A 19,439-nucleotide genomic window follows, 5' to 3' on the forward strand; every position below is an offset into this window, starting at 1 on the left:
GTCAGTTCGCGCAACAATCCGAACGACGGCTGCCCGCCGAGCGGCTTCAACCGGTGTGCCTCGTCACGCGCAAAGCGAGCGATCGGCGCCTCGCCGGTCGTGCCGTGGATACGCACGTTCGCCACTTCACGCTCCCACTCGGCGAGATGCACCTCGAATGCCACCCAGCTCGCGAAGGAATGCCCTGCGATCGCGTTCTTCTTCACGTAGCCGACGCCATTCTCCGTCTTGCCCTTGGTGCGCGCCCGATACGGCGCGCAGGCACGAGGACGGAAGCCCCAATGCTTCGCGAACGCGATGAGCTTGTCGTTAGACTGGACCGACCGGCTCACCGCGTCGTGGCGCACCACAAGCGCGCGTGGATTGTCCATCAGCACTTCCTCCGGCACGCCGCCGAAGGTCGTGAATGCGCTCTCGAGCCCGGCGAACCAGTGCTCTTGCTTCTCGGCCCGGAACGCACGCACATGCAGCCGCCGCGAATGCCCGAGCGTCGCCACGAACACGAATGCTTTGATCTTCACCCCGCTGATCTCGACCAGGCGCTCGCCGAAGTCGATCTGTAGCTGCCGGCCCGGGGGCGTCTCGAACCGCGTCGTTGCCAGCGCTTCGGCCTTCAGCGCCTGACGATAGGGCTGCACGGCGCGTTGCAGCGTTCGCCGACTGACTGCTACGCCTTTCTCGGCCAACAGGTCCTGGCGCACCACATCCGCATTGCCGCGGTGCCGAATGAACTTCTCGCGCAGCCAGCCTTCCAGGCCGTCAAGCCGCTTCGGGCGCTCAGGCGACTGAAACCGCTTCACCCCGCCCGACGCCACGTAGTCCTTCACCGTGTGATGGCTACAGCCCAGTTGGCGCGCAATCCGCTTCAGACCCCACCCGCACGCCCTTAGGCGCAACATCTCCGCCACGTCATCCGGCGTCTTCATCACCTGCCCCCGTGGATCACTCCACGACGAGCCTTCCGTGATTCGTTCCTCGTTCATTCGCTCTCTCCTCGGCTATCCAAGGAGGGGGCAATTCCTCATGACGCCGAGGGGGCAGTTTTCCATGGCGCGCGACAACCAGGGACTGGGCGCTGTCGAATTGGCACCCACCGGTCATAGAACTCCGACAAAAGCCACAGTAAATCAGCGTGCCGGTCAGCAACCAACGTGAGAAAGCGCGGTTAGCCTTGGCATGCCGGGTGACAACCGGCCGCAACGGAGACGATGAACGCGGCTATTTTTCCGGTTTCTGGTCGCGACAGCAACGCATCGGTACGCGCTGACATCTGACCAGTTCCTTCCCGGTGTGCAGCATGCAATCGTAGGAAGATAAATTGATGGGTAAGGAAACGCCCAAGGATGATCCGCGGCGTCGGGCGGATCGGGGCTCCTTCAAACAAACGGACGAGCCCTGGAAGGGCAATTCTGAAAAGGAACAGCGCTCGCACGTGAGCAAGTGCGACTTGGAAAAATGGCAGGACAGCGACACTCATTAAAGGCACAGGCAGTCGAAATTCGGTCCCGCTATCCGAATAGCAACAATCGCTGCTCTCCAAGATTAGCTCCGCTCAACACTGAGAATGGCAACCAAATCACAATCGCCATATTCGCGCCGGGACGTTGTCGGCGCTGGCGCGACCGTAGCCGCATCGATCGCGCCTGCGTCCGGCGCGACGGGCAGTGGTCCCACCGCGGAAGCCTTGGGGGACCCGGTTGGAAAATACCCGAAACCACCGTTCAACAGGCAATCCCAGGCGTGGCCGGGGCTGGCGAGCGAGATGGATCCGCCGCCTGATCATGGGGAGCATTCCTATCGTGGTTCGGGGCGGCTTGCCGGCCGCAAGGCGCTGATCACCGGCGGTGATTCCGGGATGGGACGGGCGGCGGCAATCGCATTTGCCCGTGAAGGCGCCGATGTCGCCATCAACTATTTCCCAAGCGAGGAGCCGGATGCACGGCAGGTTGTCGAACTGATACGCGCGGAGGAGCGCAAGGGGCTTTCGCTACCTGGAGACATTAGAGATGAGACGTTCTGCCAAGAGTTGGTGCGCCGGACGGTCGAAGGGCTCGGAGGGCTTGATATTCTGGTCTGCAATGCAGGCAGGCAACAGGCTCGTCAATCCATCCTGGATCTTTCGAGTGAGGATTTCGATGCGACCATGAAGACCAACATCTATGCGCCGTTCTGGATCATCAAGGCTGCGTTGCCCCATCTCAAGCCGGGCTCCGTGATCATCGGCACGACCTCCGAGCAAGCGTATGATCCGTCGCCTGATCTCTACGACTATGCGCAGACCAAGGCGGCGACCATGAATTACGTGAAGTCGCTGGCCAAGCAACTCGGACCTAGAGGCATTCGCGTCAATGGCGTGGCGCCGGGGCCGATCTGGACACCTCTGCAAGTGTCGGGCGGTGCATCGATGGAAAAGCTCGAGGAATTCGGCAGCCGAACGGTGTTCGGGCGGCCGGGACAACCGGCCGAACTCGCCTCCATCTACGTTCAACTCGCAGCGGCCGACGCAAGCTTTGCCACCGGTCAGGTCTATGGTTCCGCGGGTGGGACTGGTCAGCCCTGATTCATTTATGCGAATGCACTCGATTATGCGAATGCACTCGATATGGCTTGGAGTACAATTGCTATGTGGCCCGTGACAGCGCCTCCAGAAATCGGGCCGCCACGAGCCCGGCGCGCGTAGCGTGCCTCGGCCGTCTGGCCGCGGGTATTGGGAAGCCGATCGGACATGGAGGTCGAGCGCGTCTTCATGTCGTGACAATGTCCCGCGTAGCGGTTGCTCTAGTTGGTCTCGCGTGCCTGATATGGATTTGACGAGATCGTCCTAAGCTCGGCGCGCGCGATGATCTCATCGGCTCTTGTCGGCTTTGCCGGCCAATGTCACGACCGAGTCCGGCGCAGAAACCAGAAACGCCTGGCGAACCCAGCCACCTGTCGCCGCGAAGCGCTTCCAGAGTTCGGCTTGTTTGGGGCTGGCCGGTAGGTTTGCTTGCGTGGTGATTGCTTGAATCGGAGACGCCGTCGCGATCGAGCGGCGATCTTAGGAATGTCATGGAAGATCAGCAGTTGGCGCGGAGCCGACCATTAAGATGGGATAAGGTATTCGATGCGGCGGAAAAGCAGATGGCCCCTCCGCTCGAAGGGGCGGAGGCTAGTCGACACGACGTCAGCGCAACCCCAATGCATTCTCCAACTGCCGTTTGGTCATTTTCGACCGACCCTCAAGGTGTCGCCGTTTCGCTTTCTCGTAAAGCTCCTGGCGGGTGTGCCCGTCAGCTTTGCGGGCGAGCGCGACGGCGGCATGATGTCCTCGCGCGGTTTGTTTCCGCGCATTGCGGCCCGACATCGCCCTGGTGCTTTCCCGCTGCCGGTAGGCACCCACATGGGATTTGCCCTCACGCTCCTGCTGCGCCGTCCGGCCTTTCGCTTCCTTCTGCTCCGTCCGGCGAAGGCTCCGGCGATTGCGTTTGTCGCTATCGTATTTCGATGCGCCGGCTTCCTTGAGCGCAATGGCCACGGCCTGGCGTCGGCTCTTGACCTTGCCGCCTTTGCCGCCGCGGCCGCTCTTCAGTTCACCGTGCTTGAATTCGTGCATCACACGACCGGTGATGCGTTTTTGACGAGACGATTCTGCCATGGCTGACCTCTTCTGCAGATGCAGATCTAACCCGTCGGCACGGGCGCAGTTCCAGAGGATAGGAACGAGGGCCCCTGACCGCCGTCGGTGCGGAATCGCGGGAGGACTCCATGAGCAAGGTGGTTCGGCTGCAGCACTTCGGCGGTAAGGAAGTGTTGAGGACGGAAGAGCTTGATGTTTCTCAACCGGACGGTGGCCAATGCGCTTGGATGCTCGAGGATGTGTTTGCCCTTGTCGATGATCCGGATCGGGATCTCTCCTTTTTGCAGGGATCCGGTCGGGTGCTGTCTCATGATCGTTTTCGCCGCGTTCGACGTGGTATGCGGCGGGAAGTATCGGATCACTTCCTCCGTCAGGGCGGTCTATCTCCATCGCGGAGGGGAGCGCGTTTCCGATCCGTGTTTTGCCTTCAAACAGTGCGTTACATGTTGATCGCACCGTTTCACGAGACCAGCGATAATTCGACGGCGCGCTCCTCTCGATGACGTTGATAAGCTGCGATCGCGCGGTTTGCCAACAGGAGACGGTTGCGCTCTCCCTGGGCCATCATGAAGTCGACCTTGTTGACGAGAAATTGGCAGGCCTCACTGATGTCGTGGATCTCGCCGGCGCGATCGAGATAGTCGACGGCAATCTTGACCGATTCCTCAAGTAGGACCGCCGGTGCATTGTTGAACCAGGCTGACATGTCCGTACCTTTGAGTTTTCTCCTTCAGTAGAACAAACTTCCAGAATTATGCGCGTTTCCAGCTTCCTGACTGCTGAGCACTGTTCAGGGTATCTCTCGTCGTGCCGGATCGTCGCGCTCCTACGCCAATCTGGTGCTGGCGTCGAACTGGCGTTCCTCGCGAGGGCTGAACCATACTGGATCCAAATTCACTATCCTCCGGCGAACGCGAAGGGTCGGGCTGACGGCGAGCGCGAGGACGAGGAGCACTGCCGGGCCGACCAGCCGGGGCACGAGCGCCCAGCCATTGGCTCCGACCCCAGGCCCAGATCAGGGTCGCGAAGAAGACGAGTAGATACAGGATGGCTCCTTCCATCCGCCGCATGGAGACTTACTGAAGTGCTGGCGAGAGCCCCGACAGTTCCGAGCGAGTTAATCAGGAAGTTTGACGGGGCGCCGACGCGTTATCGATCGTTGCGGGTATGGCTGCCTTCCATGCGGTTGTCGGGGTTACGGAAGATCTCATGGCGGATCTGACGGTCGCGCTTCAATCCGCCCCGCTGCCCCTGCGACGCGGATTCGCCTTCCGATTCCCGCACCTGCTTCTGCCGCTGCTTGGAAGCGCATAGCTCAAGGCGGGTGTTGCTGACAGGGAGCCCGCCGCAAGAACGATCAATAGTAAGCGGAACATGCTGTCCTCATTGGGTTGTTTACGCGAATACGTTCGCCTCGAGGCCACCGTTCCTAACGAAATGCTCTACTTAAGTTCAATCAAACGATGTAACGGATCGTCGGCAGCGCAGCCTCAGGTTCGCGTCAGGAAATCCATCAGTCCGAGCCAGAGAAGGGTGCTGAGCCAGAACAATCTGGCGCCCGCGAAGATGAAGGTGCGCGGTCCGCGGTGGCGGAGCTACAAGAAGACGGTTGCCACAACGGCTGCCTTTGATAGAGCCGATCGTCGGCGCAACGACGGCGTTGAATGTGTGTAGCGGCAAATAGGCGAGCGTTACGGTGAGCGCGAGCAGGGCCCGCAGAGCAAACCAGGCTGCTACCAGGGGGAGTGGAGGGCGTGATGTCGTCACGACGACCACCCTGGCAGGTAGATGAGCGCGAACAATGGCAGCGTGTTCCCGCCGGAAACCCGATCACGTGGCGGAAACCGGCGCTTTTTGGAACATCTCTCGGCTGGCCCGGTTCACCGCAGGAGACGCGGGCGCGCGTCATTTTCCTAGGAGCAACGGCGGAGGCCGTAGATGTCTGATCATTCTCCCACCGGGATGACTTCCGGATTTGACCGCCGCGCATTCTTGGCATCTCTCGCTGGCACCGCCGTGGCGATGCCGCTGACAGCCAGAAGCGCGGAGGCACCGGCAAATCCGCCAAGTCCGCAAGACCCCTCACTTCCTGTCGACATGACGCTGCGGGTCAACGGTGAGGACCGGGCATTGTCGATCGATGCCCGGACCACATTGCTCGACGCGTTGCGCGAGCATCTCGGCCTGACCGGCAGCAAGAAGGGTTGTGACCATGGCCAATGCGGAGCCTGCACCGTGTTGGTCGATGGCAGGCGTGTGGTCTCGTGCCTGACACTCGCGCTCGCCGCACAGGGCCTCGATACCACGACGATCGAGGGGCTGAGCGATGGTGATGCGCTGCATCCGATGCAGCAAGCCTTCGTCGACCAGGATGCCTTCCAGTGTGGCTACTGCACACCGGGCCAGATCATGTCCGCGGTCGCTTGCGTCAAGGAAGGGCACGCCGATAGCGAGGAGAATATCCGCGAATACATGAGCGGCAACATCTGCCGCTGCGCGGCCTATCCCAACATCGTCGCCGCCGTGAAGCAGGCAGCATCCGAGATCCAGAAAGGCTAGGCTCATGCGTCCGTTCAGCTATCGCAGGGCAGGCGATCCTTCGAGTGCCATCCAGGCTCTGGCTGCGGTCGGTGCCGGCAACAATCCCGTCACTGAAGCCCCGATCCAGCCGCTGGCCGGCGGCACCACCCTGATCGACCTGATGAAGCTCGACGTGATGCGGCCATCAGCGCTGATCGATATCAATCCGCTCGCGGGCGCCTGGTCCGGGATCACTCTCGAAGGCGATAACCTCAGGCTCGGTGCTCTGGCACGGATGTCGGACGTCGCCGCCCATCCCGAGGTGCAAAGATCCTACCCGGTCATCGCCGAGTCGCTCAAGCTGGCCGCCAGCCCGCAATTGCGTAACATGGCGACACTTGGTGGCAATGTGCTGCAGCGAACCCGGTGCACTTACTTTCGCGATGTCAGCTACGCCGAATGCAACAAGCGCAATCCCGGCTCCGGCTGCGCCGCGATGGATGGGTTCAACAGGTCGCACGCCGTGCTTGGCGCGTCTGGCTCCTGCATCGCGACTTATCCCGGCGATTTTGCGCAGGCGCTGATCGCCCTGGATGCGACCGTCGAGATCACGGGCCAATCCGGCGTCCGCAGCATATCATTCGCGCAGTTGCACAAGCCGCCCGGCAATTCGCCGAACATCGAGACTAGCTTGCAGTCCGGCGAGTTGATCTCCGGCTTCACCATCATTGGCCGTTGGCCGCGCTCGCTTTATCTCAAGACCCGCGACCGTCAATCCTACGAGTTCGCCCTTGCCTCCGCTGCCATCGCGCTCGACTTACACGACGGTACGGTGCGCGACGCGCGCGTCGCGCTGGGTGGAGTTGCCACCGTGCCGTGGCGGGCGCGCGAGGCAGAGGCACTGTTAAGAGGCCAGGAACTTGACAGCAATCTGGCCCATCGCGTCGCGGAAGCCGCATTCGCCGGCGCGGCGGCCAGGAAACATAACGGCTTCAAGATCGATCTCGGCCGGCGCGTGGTGGCCCATGCGCTGCAGCGGGCCACAATGATGGAGATTTGACCATGTCGAAGGCCGCTCCCGAACCGAAAGCCAATATGGGCCAACCGGTCCCACGCTACGATGCCGTCGCCAAGGTGACCGGAAGGGCCCAGTATGCGTCGGATATTTCGCTGACCAATCCTGCTTACGCCTATCTCGTCACGAGTTCGATCGCGAAAGGCCGCATCGACGGTTTCGATCTAGGCGAGGCCAAGCGGGTGGCAGGCGTGATCGATATCATCACGCACGAGAATGCCCAGAAGCTGAAAGCCACGAAGCTTTTTAGCAGCGGCGGATACATGTCGACCACCGTCCAGCCCTTGAGTTCGCCGGATATCGCGCACGATGGTCAGATCGTTGCCGTAGTGCTGGCAGAGAGCTTCGAGGCCGCGCGGGAGGCCGCGCATCGGGTCAAGGTAAACTACATATCGGCGGGGCCAACAGCCTCGTTCGACTCGGCGGGCACGACTGCGGGACGCGCCAAAGGCCAGCTCGCAATGTTCAAGGAAGATCCGAAAGTCGGAAACTTCAACGCCGCTTTCGATCAGGCTGAAGTCAAGGTCACGGCGACCTATGAAACGCCGACACAGCATCACAACCCGATGGAGCTATTCGCCACCAGTTGCGTTTGGAACGGCGACCGGCTCACCATTTACGAGCCGAGCCAGTATGTCCACGGCCTGAAGAACGGCGTTGCGGACCAGCTCGAGATCGAGCCAGACAAGGTGAGGGTGATCAATGCCTATGTGGGCGGCGCCTTCGGGTCCAAGGGATCGGTGACGCCACGCACGGCCATCATCGCCAGCATTGCCCGCAAGCTCAACCGGCCCGTTAAGCTAGTTGCGACCCGCGACCAGGGCTTCACCATTGCGACCTACCGCGCCGAAACGCGGCATCAGATTCAGGTCGGCGCCAGCCGCGACGGCAAGCTCGTGGCGCTGCGCCATGAGGGTGCGGAGATTTCTTCGCGACCGGACGCTTATGCCGTGGGCGGCACCAAGACGACGACGCGGATCTACGCCTGTCCGAATGTGGACAGCATGGTTTCAATCGTGCGGGCCGATCGCAACACTCCGGGCTTTATGCGCTCGCCGCCGGAGGTGCCCTACATGTTCGCGCTCGAGAGCGCGATGGACGAACTGGCGGTCAAGCTCAACATGGACCCGATCGAGCTGCGCCGTATCAATGACACCGTGAAGGAGCCGATCGGAGGTAAGTCGTATACCTCGCGTTCGCTGATGGCCTGCTTCGACGAGGGCGCACGGGTATTCGGCTGGTCGAAACGAAATGCGACACCGAAGTCGATGACCGATGGCGATTGGCTGATCGGCTATGGTTGCGCGACGACATGCTATCCGACCCAGGTGGCGCCGGCAGCAGCTCGCGTCCAGTTTCGCAGCGATGGCGGCGTGCGGGTTGGAATCGCCGGCCACGAGATTGGCAACGGGGCCTATACCGTCATAGGGCAGGCGGCGGCCGAGAAGCTTGGCGTCCCCTTTGAGAACGTTGCGGTTTTCATCGGTGACAGCGATCTGCCGCCGGCGCCGGTCGCCGGAGGCTCGAACTCCACGGCCAGCACGTGCTCAACCGTGATGATGGTGTGCGACAAGATCCGGCGACGGCTGTCCGAGGCGCTCAACCCAAATGATAGTGCAATTGATAAGGCCAGGGAAACGGTCGGTGTCGGGCATACTCCGGTTACTGACGCCGCTAGTGGCGACAAGCCGTTCGATCGTGAGAAAGCCTTCGATGCGCTCGGAACCAGCGTGATCGAGGAATATGGCGAGTGGAAGCCGGATGGCGCGCCGATGGACTCTTTCCGTGCCATGTATAACGGCCAGATGCGCATGGTCGGCGGCCCCGATCTCAACGGCAAGATTGCCTATGCCTTTGGCGCTGAATTCGTCGAGGTCCGCATCAACAGATGGACCCGCGAGATCCGAGCGCCGAGATTGCTCGGCGCATTTGCCGCCGGTCGCATCATGAACCCGCGCACCGCCCATAGCCAGTTGATGGGCGGCCTGATCTGGGGCATGTCCTCGGCTTTGCTCGAGGCCACCGAGATCGACGAGCGCACTGCGCGCTACGTCAATGACAACCTGGCCGATTATCTCCTGCCGGTGAATGCCGACGTGCAGGAGGTCCAGGTCATCATGCTTTCCGAGCGGGACGATCAGGTCAATCCGGCCGGAGTCAAGGGACTCGGCGAGCTTGCTAATGTCGGCACAAACGCCGCGGTCTGCAATGCAATCTACAACGCGACCGGTCAACGCATTCGCAAGCTGCCCGTGCGACTTGAGAATATTGAGGCATAGGCGGCGTCGCGCCTCGCATATCCGCCACGCATTGCCCGGGGGCATCCAGTGTTGGGCAAGCGGCAGGTCACCTGCCGCCTACGCTCGCGATGTTTTGCGTACGAGCACACCCGCGATGTTGTGCCGCGTCCTACCAGCACTGAAGGCTGGGAAAACTAGAAACCTTGGTCGGCCAGCGCAGTTACCCACTGCATATAGCCTGGCGGAGCTAAACATGGTCGAGAAGGGCCGGCCGAAAGCGGTGGTGGATGCAGCGTGGTCAATCTATCGGGCAAACCATCATGAGGTGGACGCTGCGGACGCTCGCCGATGCCTTCTCGAGCGCCATCTGCAGGGGAGACCGGAGGCGCGCGAAAGCGACGTCGGTGAGCTCACAAGCTTCGGCCTGGCCTATCTCGCGCGGCTTCCGGAGGACGAATGTTGAGGCGCATGGAGGAACTGCTGGCGGACGTCGCCGCCGGGAGCGCCAGGCCCATTTGGACGCTCGTTGTCCTTGCGTACATGCTCTCGGGAGCCGTCGTATTAGCCGTGCGATCGCTCTTGAGCGGGACTGGGTAGACCATGCGCATCGCTCAGCTTGCGCCGCTCGCAGAGAGCGTTCCTCCGAAGCTTTACGGAGGCACGGAACGGGTCGTGGCCTGGCTCGTGGATGAACTCGTCGGGCTCGGACATGACGTCACTCTGTTCGCGAGCGGTGATTCCCGAACCCGCGGCAATCTTGAGGCTGTATGGCCTCGCGCACTGCGTCTCGGGCGAAAAGGTGTTGATCACAGCTCGGCTTGCGCCGTCCTCCTGGAGGCGATCGCGAAACGCGCGTCGGAATTCGACGTAATTCACTCCCACGTCGACTGGCTGCCGCTTCCGCTACTCGGACGGCTAGGGGTGCCGTTTCTTACGACCATGCACGGGCGCCTCGATCTGCCAGGTTTGCCGGACGTCGTCCGCGCCTTTCCGGAGGCCGGGTTTGTCTCGATTTCGGACGATCAGCGCGTACCCCTTCCGGGTGCGAACTGGCTCGGTACGATCCGACACGGTCTGCCGCTGGACCTGTTTCGGCCCTCCTACGGCGAGGGGGCTTACCTGGCGTTCCTTGGTCGCCTCACGAAAGAGAAGGGACCTGAGGACGCCATCCGTATCGCGCGCGCTACGCGAATGCCTCTGCGAATTGCAGCGAAAATTCCGCGCGCAGAAACCGCCTACTTCAAGAACCACATCGAGCCGCATGTCGATGGTGAGGCTGTAGAACTTGTCGGAGAGGTCGACGATGCGAAAAAGCAGCCTTTCCTCGGCGACGCCGCGGCCCTGCTTTTCCCGATCGACTGGCCGGAGCCGTTCGGACTGGTGATGATCGAAGCGATGGCATCCGGGACGCCCGTCATCGCCTACTGTTCCGGATCGGTGCCCGAAGTGATCGAGAACGGAGTGACCGGCTTCATCGTTGAGAACGAAGCGCAAGCCATCGAAGCGGTGCGAGACGCGGGGCGGCTGGACCGACGGAAGGTCCGCGCGCGCTTCGAGGAGCGGTTTGCCGCAAGCCGAATGGCGAAAGAGTACGAACAACTATATCGAGGTTTGACCGCGATGTCACAGAGGTCGATTTTTCGGCCATCGGTGATATGAAAGCGCCATTGAGGGCGGCCCGCTTGAGTTCGATCAAATCCAGTTGGCAGTGCCGATTTCTCGTCGGCTTCCACCATGCCCTTCAACTCGTTGGTGGTCTTGGGTGGTCGCTGCTCATCCGCTGAGCGAACTGCCTGGCATTAGCCTTCTCCTGAGCAACTTTCGCCGCCTCGATTTCCAGCGTGTCACTCGTCGCTGCCTCCTTGATGAAGTCATCTGTCCTGGGCGCGATGCCGAGCGCCGAGTTAACGCCGGTCTGCTCGCCGACGGATTGTGCGAAAGCAACCGAACCAAGCGCCATCAACAGCGCGACTAGAGGATGGACTTCTTCATTATCGCCCCTAAGCAGCTTCGGCGTTGACGGCGCTAACGGCCAGTTTCGAGAGCGCATCGTCGGTCTTCTTTTCTTCAACAAGCGTCTCCTCGAGGAGCTTGACGGCATCCTTGTGGCCGAGCTTGCCGGCCCATGTTTTCAGCGTGCCGTAGCGCGATATCATAGTGCTCGACGGCTTGAGCCGCCGCCAAAAAGCCCGGCGTATCAGCGTACTCGTCCATGATTTCCTCATCGAGGATGCCCTCGATTGCATCGCATTTCTTGCCGCGCGCGGGCTCGCCGAGTAACTCAAAAATCGTTTCCAACCGTTCAATCTAGCCCTTATCTCGTCGTGATGCTTTTCGAAGGCGGCTCGCAGCTGGTCCGAGCTGGCGGCTTTGGCCATTTTCGGAAGCGATTTGTAAATCTCCTTCTCTGCGTAGTAGATGTCTTTCAAGGTATCGACGAACAGTTCGTTGAGGTCTTTGTCGGCCGTAGCGTGCTCCAGGAAAATGTGACGGATCCAGCCGCGTAAACACGGGTGGCACGATCAGTGTTCCTGAGCCTCCCGCTTCCGAACTGATCGAAGCGCAAATGTCGCAGCCAAGGAACTGCGCGAAAGCTCCTTAGTTGAAACCATCTCAAACAAGGAGAAGTGGTATGGACTGGAATCGTGTCGAAGGTAACTGGAAGCAGGTCAAGGGTAAGGTCAAAGAGCAGTGGGGCAAACTCACGGATGACGACCTCGATGTCATCAACGGCAAGCAGGATCAACTCGAGGGCCGACTTCAACAGCGATATGGCTATGCGAAGGACCAGGCGGCGAAGGAAGTTAATGACTGGTATGGACGCCAGAAATGGTGACAACTCTTCGCGCAGAGTAACAAAAAAGCCCCCGCTCACAAAGCGGGGGCCTTTTGTTCGCATGCTGTGTACCAAAGTGAACAGAGTGCATGGGGATCCAGGAGACCGTCGCGCTTCCATTAGTGATGGAGCAGCATGATCAGGATGATCAAGGGGATCGGAATTCCGAGTAGCCAAAGAAGGATGGGCATTTGTATACTCCGTTTCTAGAGTTCGCTTAACTGGTCCGCACTGCGGCTCCACGAATAGTGGCGGCCTTACCCCATGTTCCATCTCTCACGCCGCCGCCTTCCCATGCCGCCGCTGCCGCAGCGAAGGCGCCGATGAATAGGGACAGTGTCAGCCAGATTGCCGTATGCGTCGCGGCCTTACGCGCCTTATCGAGATCTGCTTTCGCCTGCGTCAGGACGTCATTGACGCGCTTTTCCGCATCGGCCTGGCTTAAGCCGGTACGCGCCGCGACGGTTCTAACGAGATAGTCGTGATCCGGCCCCGCGACGTCGTTCTTCGTTCGTAAGCTTGTGGTCAGCAGACGTGTGATTTCGCCGCGAGTATCAGCGAGCGATTGCTGATCGGATCGATTGTCCGCGCGCAAGAGCATGTCGGCATAGTTGTTCATAGGCGAAGATTGCGCTGCGCTTGACGCCGCCTGTACCGTACCGCCAGCGGCTCCTCCGATCAGAGAGCTGGCAGGTGAGGCGAGAAGCACGGCACCCACGATCGATGCAACCGCCCAGGCAAGAAAGCCATGCGCCGTATCGCGGAATTGAACTTCGATCGTTTCGAGGCCAATCGACTTGCGCCGCAAGCGGCCGGCAAGATACCCACCCAAGCCCGAGGAAATCATCGCCATGACGACGAAGTAAAGGCCTGTCCCGATCTCGAAGCTGGTCGAAGAAACGCCGCGGCTCCCCCAAGGCGAGACCACCGCGAATCCTAATCCGGCTCCCAAGGACAGGAGCAATAGAGTCAGTGCGCAGGCCGCTGCGGCGCCCGCCAGAACGGCTCCCCAGCTGACACCAGGCGCTTCAATTCGCCCCGATACATTCGAAACAGTCCCGACGACTTCTTCCATGTGGTTCCTCCAGCTCTACAAGCGCAATGCGCGGAGGAATCGATGGTTCCAAAATTCGACATTGGGCGAGCGACGGCAGCCAGGGAGCGAAGTCCTGTGATTCCAAAGTTACTCAATTTGAGCCAACCACTCATGTCAATCCGCGGCAAGACTGGGAAGCGCGCCGGGTCGGCGGGCGTGCCGAGCGCTCCCGCCTTCCTCTAAGGAGAGCGCATGATCAAGCGTCATCGTTTGAAGCAAACTCGCAACCTCGCGACTGATGCCGCCGTGGTGAGGATGCAGTCATGTGGCGCAAATTCCAAATCTTCCGCCCGAACGCGGAGGAAGACGCTTGGCAAATGCCTGCACTCCGCGAGATGCCGGAACGCAACCTTGCACCTCTAAGGGGGCGCTCCGCCTTCCGACCTATTCCTAGGTCGCAGAACGCAAGAACCCTTTCCTCAAGAGGAAAGCAGGTACGGGATAACATTCGGATCGAAGAAGTAACCGCCGGTCGGTGAAGTCAAGCTGGCACTATATGGCGAGATCAGACCAGTCGAAGATGGCGCCCATCTGCATCCGGTGCACAGTCCCGTGAGCAAGACGTTGCCGTTCCAGATTGATTTCAATCAACCGCTCAGCCTCGATAGCTGCGGCTTCGGCACGCGCGAACAGATCGTCGAGCTCCTGCGCCAACGTCATAATTCCGTCCTGCTGCCCAAAAGGAACGGCCCCAGCGAGGAGGTACTCTCGCTGAAGCCGTCCTTCGTCTATCGCCTAACCGCCCGTAGCCAGCAATCGAACGGCTCCCCTGGGCCTTAAATATGTTCCCTAACGACAATCTGCGCCGCCCAGTGCGGAGATCATCCGCTCGGTCATCGGTTCCGAGAATCACAAGGGTGAATCAAACGAAAAAAATTGTCGCAAAAATGAAGCGACTCACGCGTGAGGCTGAACGGCTCCGGCGTCGCGGGGCTGGGCGGTAAGCGCAGCGCCAGAGCCGTCTTGCACCACGCTCCGTCGCTAGAGCGCAAACACACTATACCGCTGCAGCCGCAGCAGCCGGGACGCGCTCTCGGGGTACCTCCGACCGCTGATCATATGTTAATGTGCACAACAAAGGAGCCAGGGCGGGATTGCTCCGCGCTGCCGCGACCTACGACCAGATGACCAAGAACTCGGAGCTAGTCCATAAACATCAGGAACAAAACCGCTTGGATGCCGCCGAGTAAGGTCGCGTCAGTTGGCAGCATTTTTCTGTCACGGGATAGGCGTTGTAGGGGCAGTCAGGCTTGATCGCGCTTACGGACTTTCTCCACGTCTTCGGGCTCCTTATCGTCGATATTAATTAGGTTGTCCCGCGCGTCCTCGTTGACCCTCAGAAGCTCATCCAACTTGGCATGAATGGCCTGCGTATCTCGGTGCTCAGCGCGCTGGATGGACAAGGTCATCAACAAGGTGACTATCGTTGCAAGAGCGTGCCAGTTGAGTGATGCGCGATCGAAGATAAGCCATAGCACGGTGTAAACGCCAACGGCTGCGAAAGCCCACGGGCTAGCTAGCCACTTGCCGGCGGTGGTCAGAATTTGTCTCATCTAAATGAGTCCTCCGACGACATGCGGATCTCTCCCCTTCGCCTTGAGCGCACCTGCTAGGAACGTCGTGTGAACTTTGACGTAGTGAAGTACACGCCCCGCTCAGCAGGGCGCAGCAATGGGAAAATACAATGTCCAAAGAAGCAGCTGAACATCACCGCAAAGCCTCCGAGCATCACACCAGCGCCGCCAAGCACCACGGCGAAGCCGCCAAGCACTATGAGAGCGGCAATCACGAAAAGGCATCGCATCACGCCCACGCGGCACAAGGGCACAGTTCACATGCCAGAGAGCATGGCGAGCACGCAAGCCGCGCGCACAGCAAGGAATACGGCAACAAGACCTAGGCCATCGCTCCGAACCGCGTTACCTTGGGGAAGAGAGCCTCCCCAAGGTTGCCACGGCGATACCATAGGTTAACGCTTCGACGATTTCCTCGCCTTGGACTTCTTGGGTGCGGCGAGGCCGAGGCTCGCTTCAATCCGCTTACGGAGGTTGCCGACCTTCTTGATGGCCTTCTGCACGGCCGACGCCGACCGGCCGCTTTTCTTCGCCTCGTACTCCACCTCGTACTTCTGACCGCGAGCGACGCGAGCTCGATCCTGTTTTCGGCCGCGCGTTGTTTGCTTCTTCCTTGCCGCCATGATGACTCTCCTCCAATATGTTGGAACTCACAAACGGCTGACGTACTCGGCAAGTTCCACACGGATAGTGGGCAAAACTCTGTGGCTGGCGTGGGGTAGTTGACCCAGGTGCTATATTGAGCCGGCACCACTGAGTCGTGAGCCGCCACTATGCCCAGCAATCCACAGCGTAAACTTCCATTAAATGCCGCGCGTCCGGCCTACAGAACGCTCGCTGGCTGGGCATTGGGGATACTGATGGATGAGCGCGCGGTGGTCGAATGCCCCCACCACGGCCACCGGGTCGACCACGCCGATCCCGACGCTTGGAACCGGGCGAAGGCGGAGGTGTGGCGAAATCCCTATCCGGGAGCTTCCCCGGAGGCCTGCATCGCAGCGCTCGACGAGATCGCTCGGGGCATCGGCGATACCTGCCCGGAGTGCTGATCACGGACTCCACTTCGGCAGAGCCTGTCCTATATTGGATTCAAGCCCCGCCCGTTGCATTTGGAGTACGTGCTCATGGCCCCCCGCGCCAATTGGAAAGGCTTTTTGCGGCTCTCGCTGGTGACTTGCCCAATTGCGCTGTTCCCGGCCACGTCCGAGTCCGAGAAGATCAGTTTCAACCAGATCAACAGAAAGACTGGTCACCGCATCCGCTATCTCAAGGTTGATGCGGACACAGGCGAGGAAGTTTCCAGCGACGACATCATCAAGGGCTACAAGGTCGATACCGACTCGTATCTCGAAGTCTCCAAGGACGAGCTCGACAACATCGCGCTTGAGTCTACTCGCACCATCGAGATCGATGAGTTCGTGCCTCGCAGTGAGATCGACGATCTCTATCTTGTGCGACCCTACTACATCGTGCCTGACGGCAAGGTCGGTCACGATGCCTACGCGGTGATCCGGGAGACCATCCGCTCGCTCGATAAGGTCGCGCTGGCGCGCGTGGTTCTGACCAACCGCGAGCACGTGATCGCGCTCGAAGCCCGCGACAAGGGGCTGATGGGCATGCTGCTGCGCTATCCGTATGAGGTGCGCGACCCGGCCGAATACTTCGACGACATCCAGGACGTGAAGATCACCAAGGACATGCTCGATCTGGCGAAGCACATCGTCGAGCAGAAGTCAGGCCACTTCGAGCCCGAGAAGTTTGAGGATCATTACGAGGCCGCGCTGACCGAGCTGCTCAACGCGAAGCAGAAAGGCATGCCGGTGAAGGCCGCCAAGAAGCAGGCTCCCAGCAATGTTGTGGACCTCATGGATGCGCTCAAGAAGAGCATCGCGGGTGGGACGAGGACGCCGGCGAGGGCGGCACCAAAGCCGTCCAAGGCAGCCAAGAAGGCTCCCATCAAGAAGCGCAAAGCCGGTTGATCGGCCCTGCCATTCCAGCGTCGCACACCATGAGGTCAAATTCGACGGCTACCGGGTGCAAGTTCACCTCGCCAACGGAACGCGGTCGATGGAGGACGCGAGTGCGGGCTCGACGAACCCCGGGAATAGAGCCTTGCTTCCGATGGCCTCAGGCTTGAAGGCCAGTAAGGTCTACACGCGCCGCAGTAGCGATTGGACCAATCGGCTTCGGAAGATCGCGGAGGACGCATGGCACATCAGCGCCGGGTCCGCGATCATCGACGGCGAGGTAGTCGTGCCCTCCGCCGATGGTGGCACTGTGACTTCTCGGTGCTGCAGAACGAACTGCGCGACACCTCTGGCAAGATCGTCCTCGTCGCGTTCGACGCCCTGCATTACCGACGACGAATGGTTATCCTTGTCCAAAGTGCGGGCTTTGCTGGGGTATGTGCAGTTTGTGCCAGGTCATTTGGCCGGGATCGCCGCCAGTTGGAGCAGGCGGCGCCCCCGCGCGGTAAATATGGCCCAGCGGCCTTGGCCAATCCGCGCGACTCCCGATGAGGCTAAAATTCAGAATGCCCCCGGCAATTGCAAAATCGAGCTAACCCAATGGATCCGGGACGACCCGTCCTAGATTCTTTGCGGTGCAATAGCTGCGCAGCGAGTCGTTGAGGGATCTGCTCGGGCCTCCTTGGGACGTTCGCGGATGAAAGGCGAAGTGAGAGCGGCTGTCCGTCGGTCTTCGAAGTAGGAACCATCGCCAGCGCCTCCGGTTGCAGGTAGGGGCTCGATCGGAGGAATGCGCAAATGAGACTCGCGAAGATCGCGTTAACTGCCGCCTTCGTCTTTGGATCGCTCTCATATGCTGCGGCGCAAGGCGCCGGTGGTCCCGGAGAATCGCCATCAAACAAGAGCGCGCAGGGAGCGGCGAGCAGTCCTCGTTACGCGAACCCCGCCGCGACAGCGAACGACACCATGGAGAGGGGCGGCACGGGCATGAGCACCCACAGGCATCATCGACATCATCATCACCACCACATGATGTGAGGTTTCCTCGCAGTATTTATCAAGATTGCACTTAAAGGGAGAGGAGCCGGCTGCGGGGCTGGGCTTGCGCCAGCTCCTCTTGAAACGCGACCGCGCTGTGTCCCCATCGGTCCCGTCCCGCGACAAGCCTGCTCCGATGAGGTTGCTGATTTGCTAAAGGCGTGCGCCCTGACGGGCAGCCCATCCCGGCATAGGTTCAGCGGCGGGCGGCCCGCTAATCGTGCGCTCGACCTCTTCGGCCAATGTTCCGTGATGTGCGGCAAGCTTGGCAAATAATGCCTTCTTGGTCGCGTTGGTCGCAAGCTTGCTGATTAGTTCGCATTCCGCAGCCTCGATACGAAGCTTTTCCAGATGCGCCTGAATGTCCGGATGCTCCCATGTCCGGTGGAGTTGAACACGCTTACGCTTAGGAACCTTACACTCACCTTACGATTTAAAGTTCCTGTTCCGGGCAGGGAACCTAGACGAGGGTGAATGTCATGGGACCGAAGAAGCGCCGACGCCGCGTTGCCCAGGTGGAGACACTGGAAGCGCGGCTCTTGGCGCGAGCTAAAGAGCTGCGCGATAAGGCCGCAGCGGCAATTCCTAGTGCCGAGAGAGAAGTGCTGTTGAAGCTGGCCGGGCAAGCAGAAGCTGGCGCGAGGATGGCCGAATGGCTTGGCCCGCGCCACCTGAACATAGGTTACCCGGCCACGTCCGCCGCGCCGCGCAACACGAACCCTCGCGCGCCGACCGGGTTGAGGTATCACGCGACTTCCCCTCGTCGCGATCACCCCGCCGCTGCCGCTGCTCAAGCATCGGATGATCCGTACGAAGACCCAGCGCGGCGGGAACCAAATTGTTGCGGACAGCGCCTTGCTAAATTTCTCAACTGAAAATGTCTCGATGACGTTCTGGCGCGCTCGCGGCCTTACGACTATTCCTCAATCGCACATCCCACGCCGCCGGCCGGCCCCTTTAGGTGCCAATTGAAGTTTGGCCGCACATCAGCGCGGCACTTGCCGCAGGCCGAGCAGACCAGGCGGGGCTCAACGTCTGACAGACTCACATCATCAGCCCAGCGATCGGCCATGACGGCCATGGAATGGCTGCCCTGGTAACGCGCAATAGACCAGCACGCCGCGGACGCCCATCGAGCGCATATCGCCGATCTTATGGGGGCCTGTCATGCCCGATGATCGCGCCGATCGAGCGAGGCGGAAAGCCGCCAGCAATTGCGGCGCCGCCGCTTCGGTGACCAAGAGATAGGTCAAGTCTGCCGAGGCGGGCGCGACCTGGATAGCTGCCAATTGTGGCGGCCCTTTATTCTTATTGCCCTGGCCAATTCCTCAAACTCATCCACGAGCTGAGCGAGGTCCGTGCCGCCTTAAGACGAAGGCGCTTGCGCGCGTGGCGGCGACAATTTCCTCCGCGAGACGCTTCGAATCCGCGATGGCGGCGTCTGCACGCGCGAACAGCTTGTCTGGGTGATCCAGAG

At 60.6% G+C, this 19,439-nt stretch carries 19 protein-coding genes and 2 pseudogenes; 11 read left to right on the plus strand and 10 right to left on the minus strand.

The features are described 5' to 3' along the window. Window positions 1-983 (minus strand): IS21 family transposase (gene istA, locus JQ586_RS38780; RefSeq protein ID WP_212399911.1); only part of this gene is annotated, 983 nt, incomplete at its 3' end. Window positions 984-1,564: 581 nt separating this feature from the next. Here istA and JQ586_RS38785 point away from each other — a divergent pair. Beyond that, window positions 1,565-2,560, plus strand: a complete 996-nt coding sequence (locus JQ586_RS38785) for an SDR family oxidoreductase (RefSeq protein WP_212399912.1) — start codon at window positions 1,565-1,567, stop codon at window positions 2,558-2,560. 603 nt (window positions 2,561-3,163) lie between these two features. Here the strand turns inward: JQ586_RS38785 and JQ586_RS38790 are convergent. The 3 genes from JQ586_RS38790 to JQ586_RS38800 form a co-directional block, all read right to left on the minus strand. Continuing rightward, window positions 3,164-3,634, minus strand: a complete 471-nt coding sequence (locus JQ586_RS38790; protein ID WP_212399913.1) for a DUF6496 domain-containing protein — start codon at window positions 3,632-3,634, stop codon at window positions 3,164-3,166. A gap of 26 nt (window positions 3,635-3,660) precedes the next feature. Continuing rightward, window positions 3,661-3,927, minus strand: a complete 267-nt coding sequence (locus JQ586_RS38795) for a hypothetical protein (protein WP_212399914.1) — start codon at window positions 3,925-3,927, stop codon at window positions 3,661-3,663. A gap of 149 nt (window positions 3,928-4,076) precedes the next feature. Next, window positions 4,077-4,322, minus strand: a complete 246-nt coding sequence (locus tag JQ586_RS38800; protein WP_212399915.1) for a hypothetical protein — start codon at window positions 4,320-4,322, stop codon at window positions 4,077-4,079. Window positions 4,323-5,554: 1,232 nt separating this feature from the next. Here JQ586_RS38800 and JQ586_RS38805 point away from each other — a divergent pair. From JQ586_RS38805 to JQ586_RS38825, 5 genes are all read left to right on the plus strand, one after another. Next, window positions 5,555-6,175, plus strand: coding sequence for a (2Fe-2S)-binding protein (locus JQ586_RS38805; protein WP_212399916.1), 621 nt, complete (start codon window positions 5,555-5,557; stop codon window positions 6,173-6,175). A gap of 4 nt (window positions 6,176-6,179) precedes the next feature. Continuing rightward, a complete protein-coding gene (locus JQ586_RS38810) occupies window positions 6,180-7,196 on the plus strand; it encodes a xanthine dehydrogenase family protein subunit M (protein WP_212399917.1) in 1,017 nt (338 codons plus the stop codon). Between the two features lie 2 nt (window positions 7,197-7,198). Continuing rightward, window positions 7,199-9,490, plus strand: coding sequence for a xanthine dehydrogenase family protein molybdopterin-binding subunit (locus JQ586_RS38815; RefSeq protein WP_212399918.1), 2,292 nt, complete (start codon window positions 7,199-7,201; stop codon window positions 9,488-9,490). 214 nt (window positions 9,491-9,704) lie between these two features. After that, on the plus strand, window positions 9,705-9,914 hold the full coding sequence (locus JQ586_RS38820) for a hypothetical protein (RefSeq protein WP_212399919.1): 210 nt from the start codon (window positions 9,705-9,707) through the stop codon (window positions 9,912-9,914). A 137-nt stretch (window positions 9,915-10,051) separates the two neighbouring features. Continuing rightward, on the plus strand, window positions 10,052-11,110 hold the full coding sequence (locus JQ586_RS38825; protein ID WP_212399920.1) for a glycosyltransferase family 4 protein: 1,059 nt from the start codon (window positions 10,052-10,054) through the stop codon (window positions 11,108-11,110). A gap of 82 nt (window positions 11,111-11,192) precedes the next feature. Here JQ586_RS38825 and JQ586_RS38830 read toward each other — a convergent pair whose 3' ends face one another. Together JQ586_RS38830 and JQ586_RS38835 are read right to left on the minus strand one after the other, a co-directional pair. Further along, window positions 11,193-11,522 (minus strand): DUF4142 domain-containing protein, encoded by a 330-nt coding sequence (locus tag JQ586_RS38830; protein WP_249148651.1) that lies wholly within the window; start codon window positions 11,520-11,522, stop codon window positions 11,193-11,195. After that, a pseudogene (locus tag JQ586_RS38835) lies at window positions 11,452-11,931 on the minus strand (ferritin-like domain-containing protein). The gene JQ586_RS38830 and the pseudogene JQ586_RS38835 overlap by 71 nt, the downstream one beginning before the upstream one ends. Window positions 11,932-12,083: 152 nt before the next feature. Between JQ586_RS38835 and JQ586_RS38840 the strand changes: the two are divergent. Further along, the gene (locus tag JQ586_RS38840) at window positions 12,084-12,287 is read left to right on the plus strand and encodes a CsbD family protein (RefSeq protein WP_212399921.1); all 204 of its coding nucleotides are present in this window, start codon (window positions 12,084-12,086) and stop codon (window positions 12,285-12,287) included. Window positions 12,288-12,504: 217 nt separating this feature from the next. Here the strand turns inward: JQ586_RS38840 and JQ586_RS38845 are convergent, their stop codons facing one another. From JQ586_RS38845 to JQ586_RS38855, 3 genes are all read right to left on the minus strand, one after another. Continuing rightward, window positions 12,505-13,362, minus strand: a complete 858-nt coding sequence (locus tag JQ586_RS38845; RefSeq protein ID WP_212399922.1) for a hypothetical protein — start codon at window positions 13,360-13,362, stop codon at window positions 12,505-12,507. Window positions 13,363-13,875: 513 nt separating this feature from the next. Continuing rightward, entirely contained in the window at window positions 13,876-14,043 is a 168-nt protein-coding gene (locus tag JQ586_RS38850) for a hypothetical protein (protein WP_212399923.1), read from the minus strand. Window positions 14,044-14,627: 584 nt separating this feature from the next. After that, complete coding sequence (locus tag JQ586_RS38855; RefSeq protein ID WP_212399924.1) at window positions 14,628-14,936, minus strand: low affinity iron permease family protein; 309 nt, start codon at window positions 14,934-14,936, stop codon at window positions 14,628-14,630. Window positions 14,937-15,067: 131 nt separating this feature from the next. Between JQ586_RS38855 and JQ586_RS38860 the strand changes: the two genes are divergently transcribed. Then, window positions 15,068-15,283: a hypothetical protein gene (locus JQ586_RS38860; RefSeq protein WP_212399925.1), complete on the plus strand. Its 216-nt coding sequence runs from the start codon at window positions 15,068-15,070 to the stop codon at window positions 15,281-15,283. Between the two features lie 69 nt (window positions 15,284-15,352). Here the strand turns inward: JQ586_RS38860 and JQ586_RS38865 are convergent, their stop codons facing one another. Beyond that, window positions 15,353-15,580, minus strand: coding sequence for a DUF3606 domain-containing protein (locus JQ586_RS38865; RefSeq protein WP_212399926.1), 228 nt, complete (start codon window positions 15,578-15,580; stop codon window positions 15,353-15,355). 150 nt (window positions 15,581-15,730) lie between these two features. Here JQ586_RS38865 and JQ586_RS38870 point away from each other — a divergent pair, with 150 nt between their 5' ends. The 3 genes and pseudogenes from JQ586_RS38870 to JQ586_RS41705 all read left to right on the plus strand — a co-directional run. After that, the gene (locus tag JQ586_RS38870) at window positions 15,731-16,006 is read left to right on the plus strand and encodes a hypothetical protein (RefSeq protein ID WP_212399927.1); all 276 of its coding nucleotides are present in this window, start codon (window positions 15,731-15,733) and stop codon (window positions 16,004-16,006) included. Window positions 16,007-16,081: 75 nt separating this feature from the next. After that, window positions 16,082-16,936, plus strand: coding sequence for a Ku protein (locus JQ586_RS38875; protein WP_212399928.1), 855 nt, complete (start codon window positions 16,082-16,084; stop codon window positions 16,934-16,936). Beyond that, window positions 16,827-17,323: pseudogene (locus JQ586_RS41705) on the plus strand (hypothetical protein); the annotation flags it as partial. The gene JQ586_RS38875 and the pseudogene JQ586_RS41705, both read left to right, overlap by 110 nt. Between the last annotated feature and the right edge of the window lie 2,116 nt (window positions 17,324-19,439).

The organism is Bradyrhizobium jicamae, assembly GCF_018130215.1.
GTDB classification, from domain to species: Bacteria; Pseudomonadota; Alphaproteobacteria; order Rhizobiales; family Xanthobacteraceae; genus Bradyrhizobium; species Bradyrhizobium jicamae_A.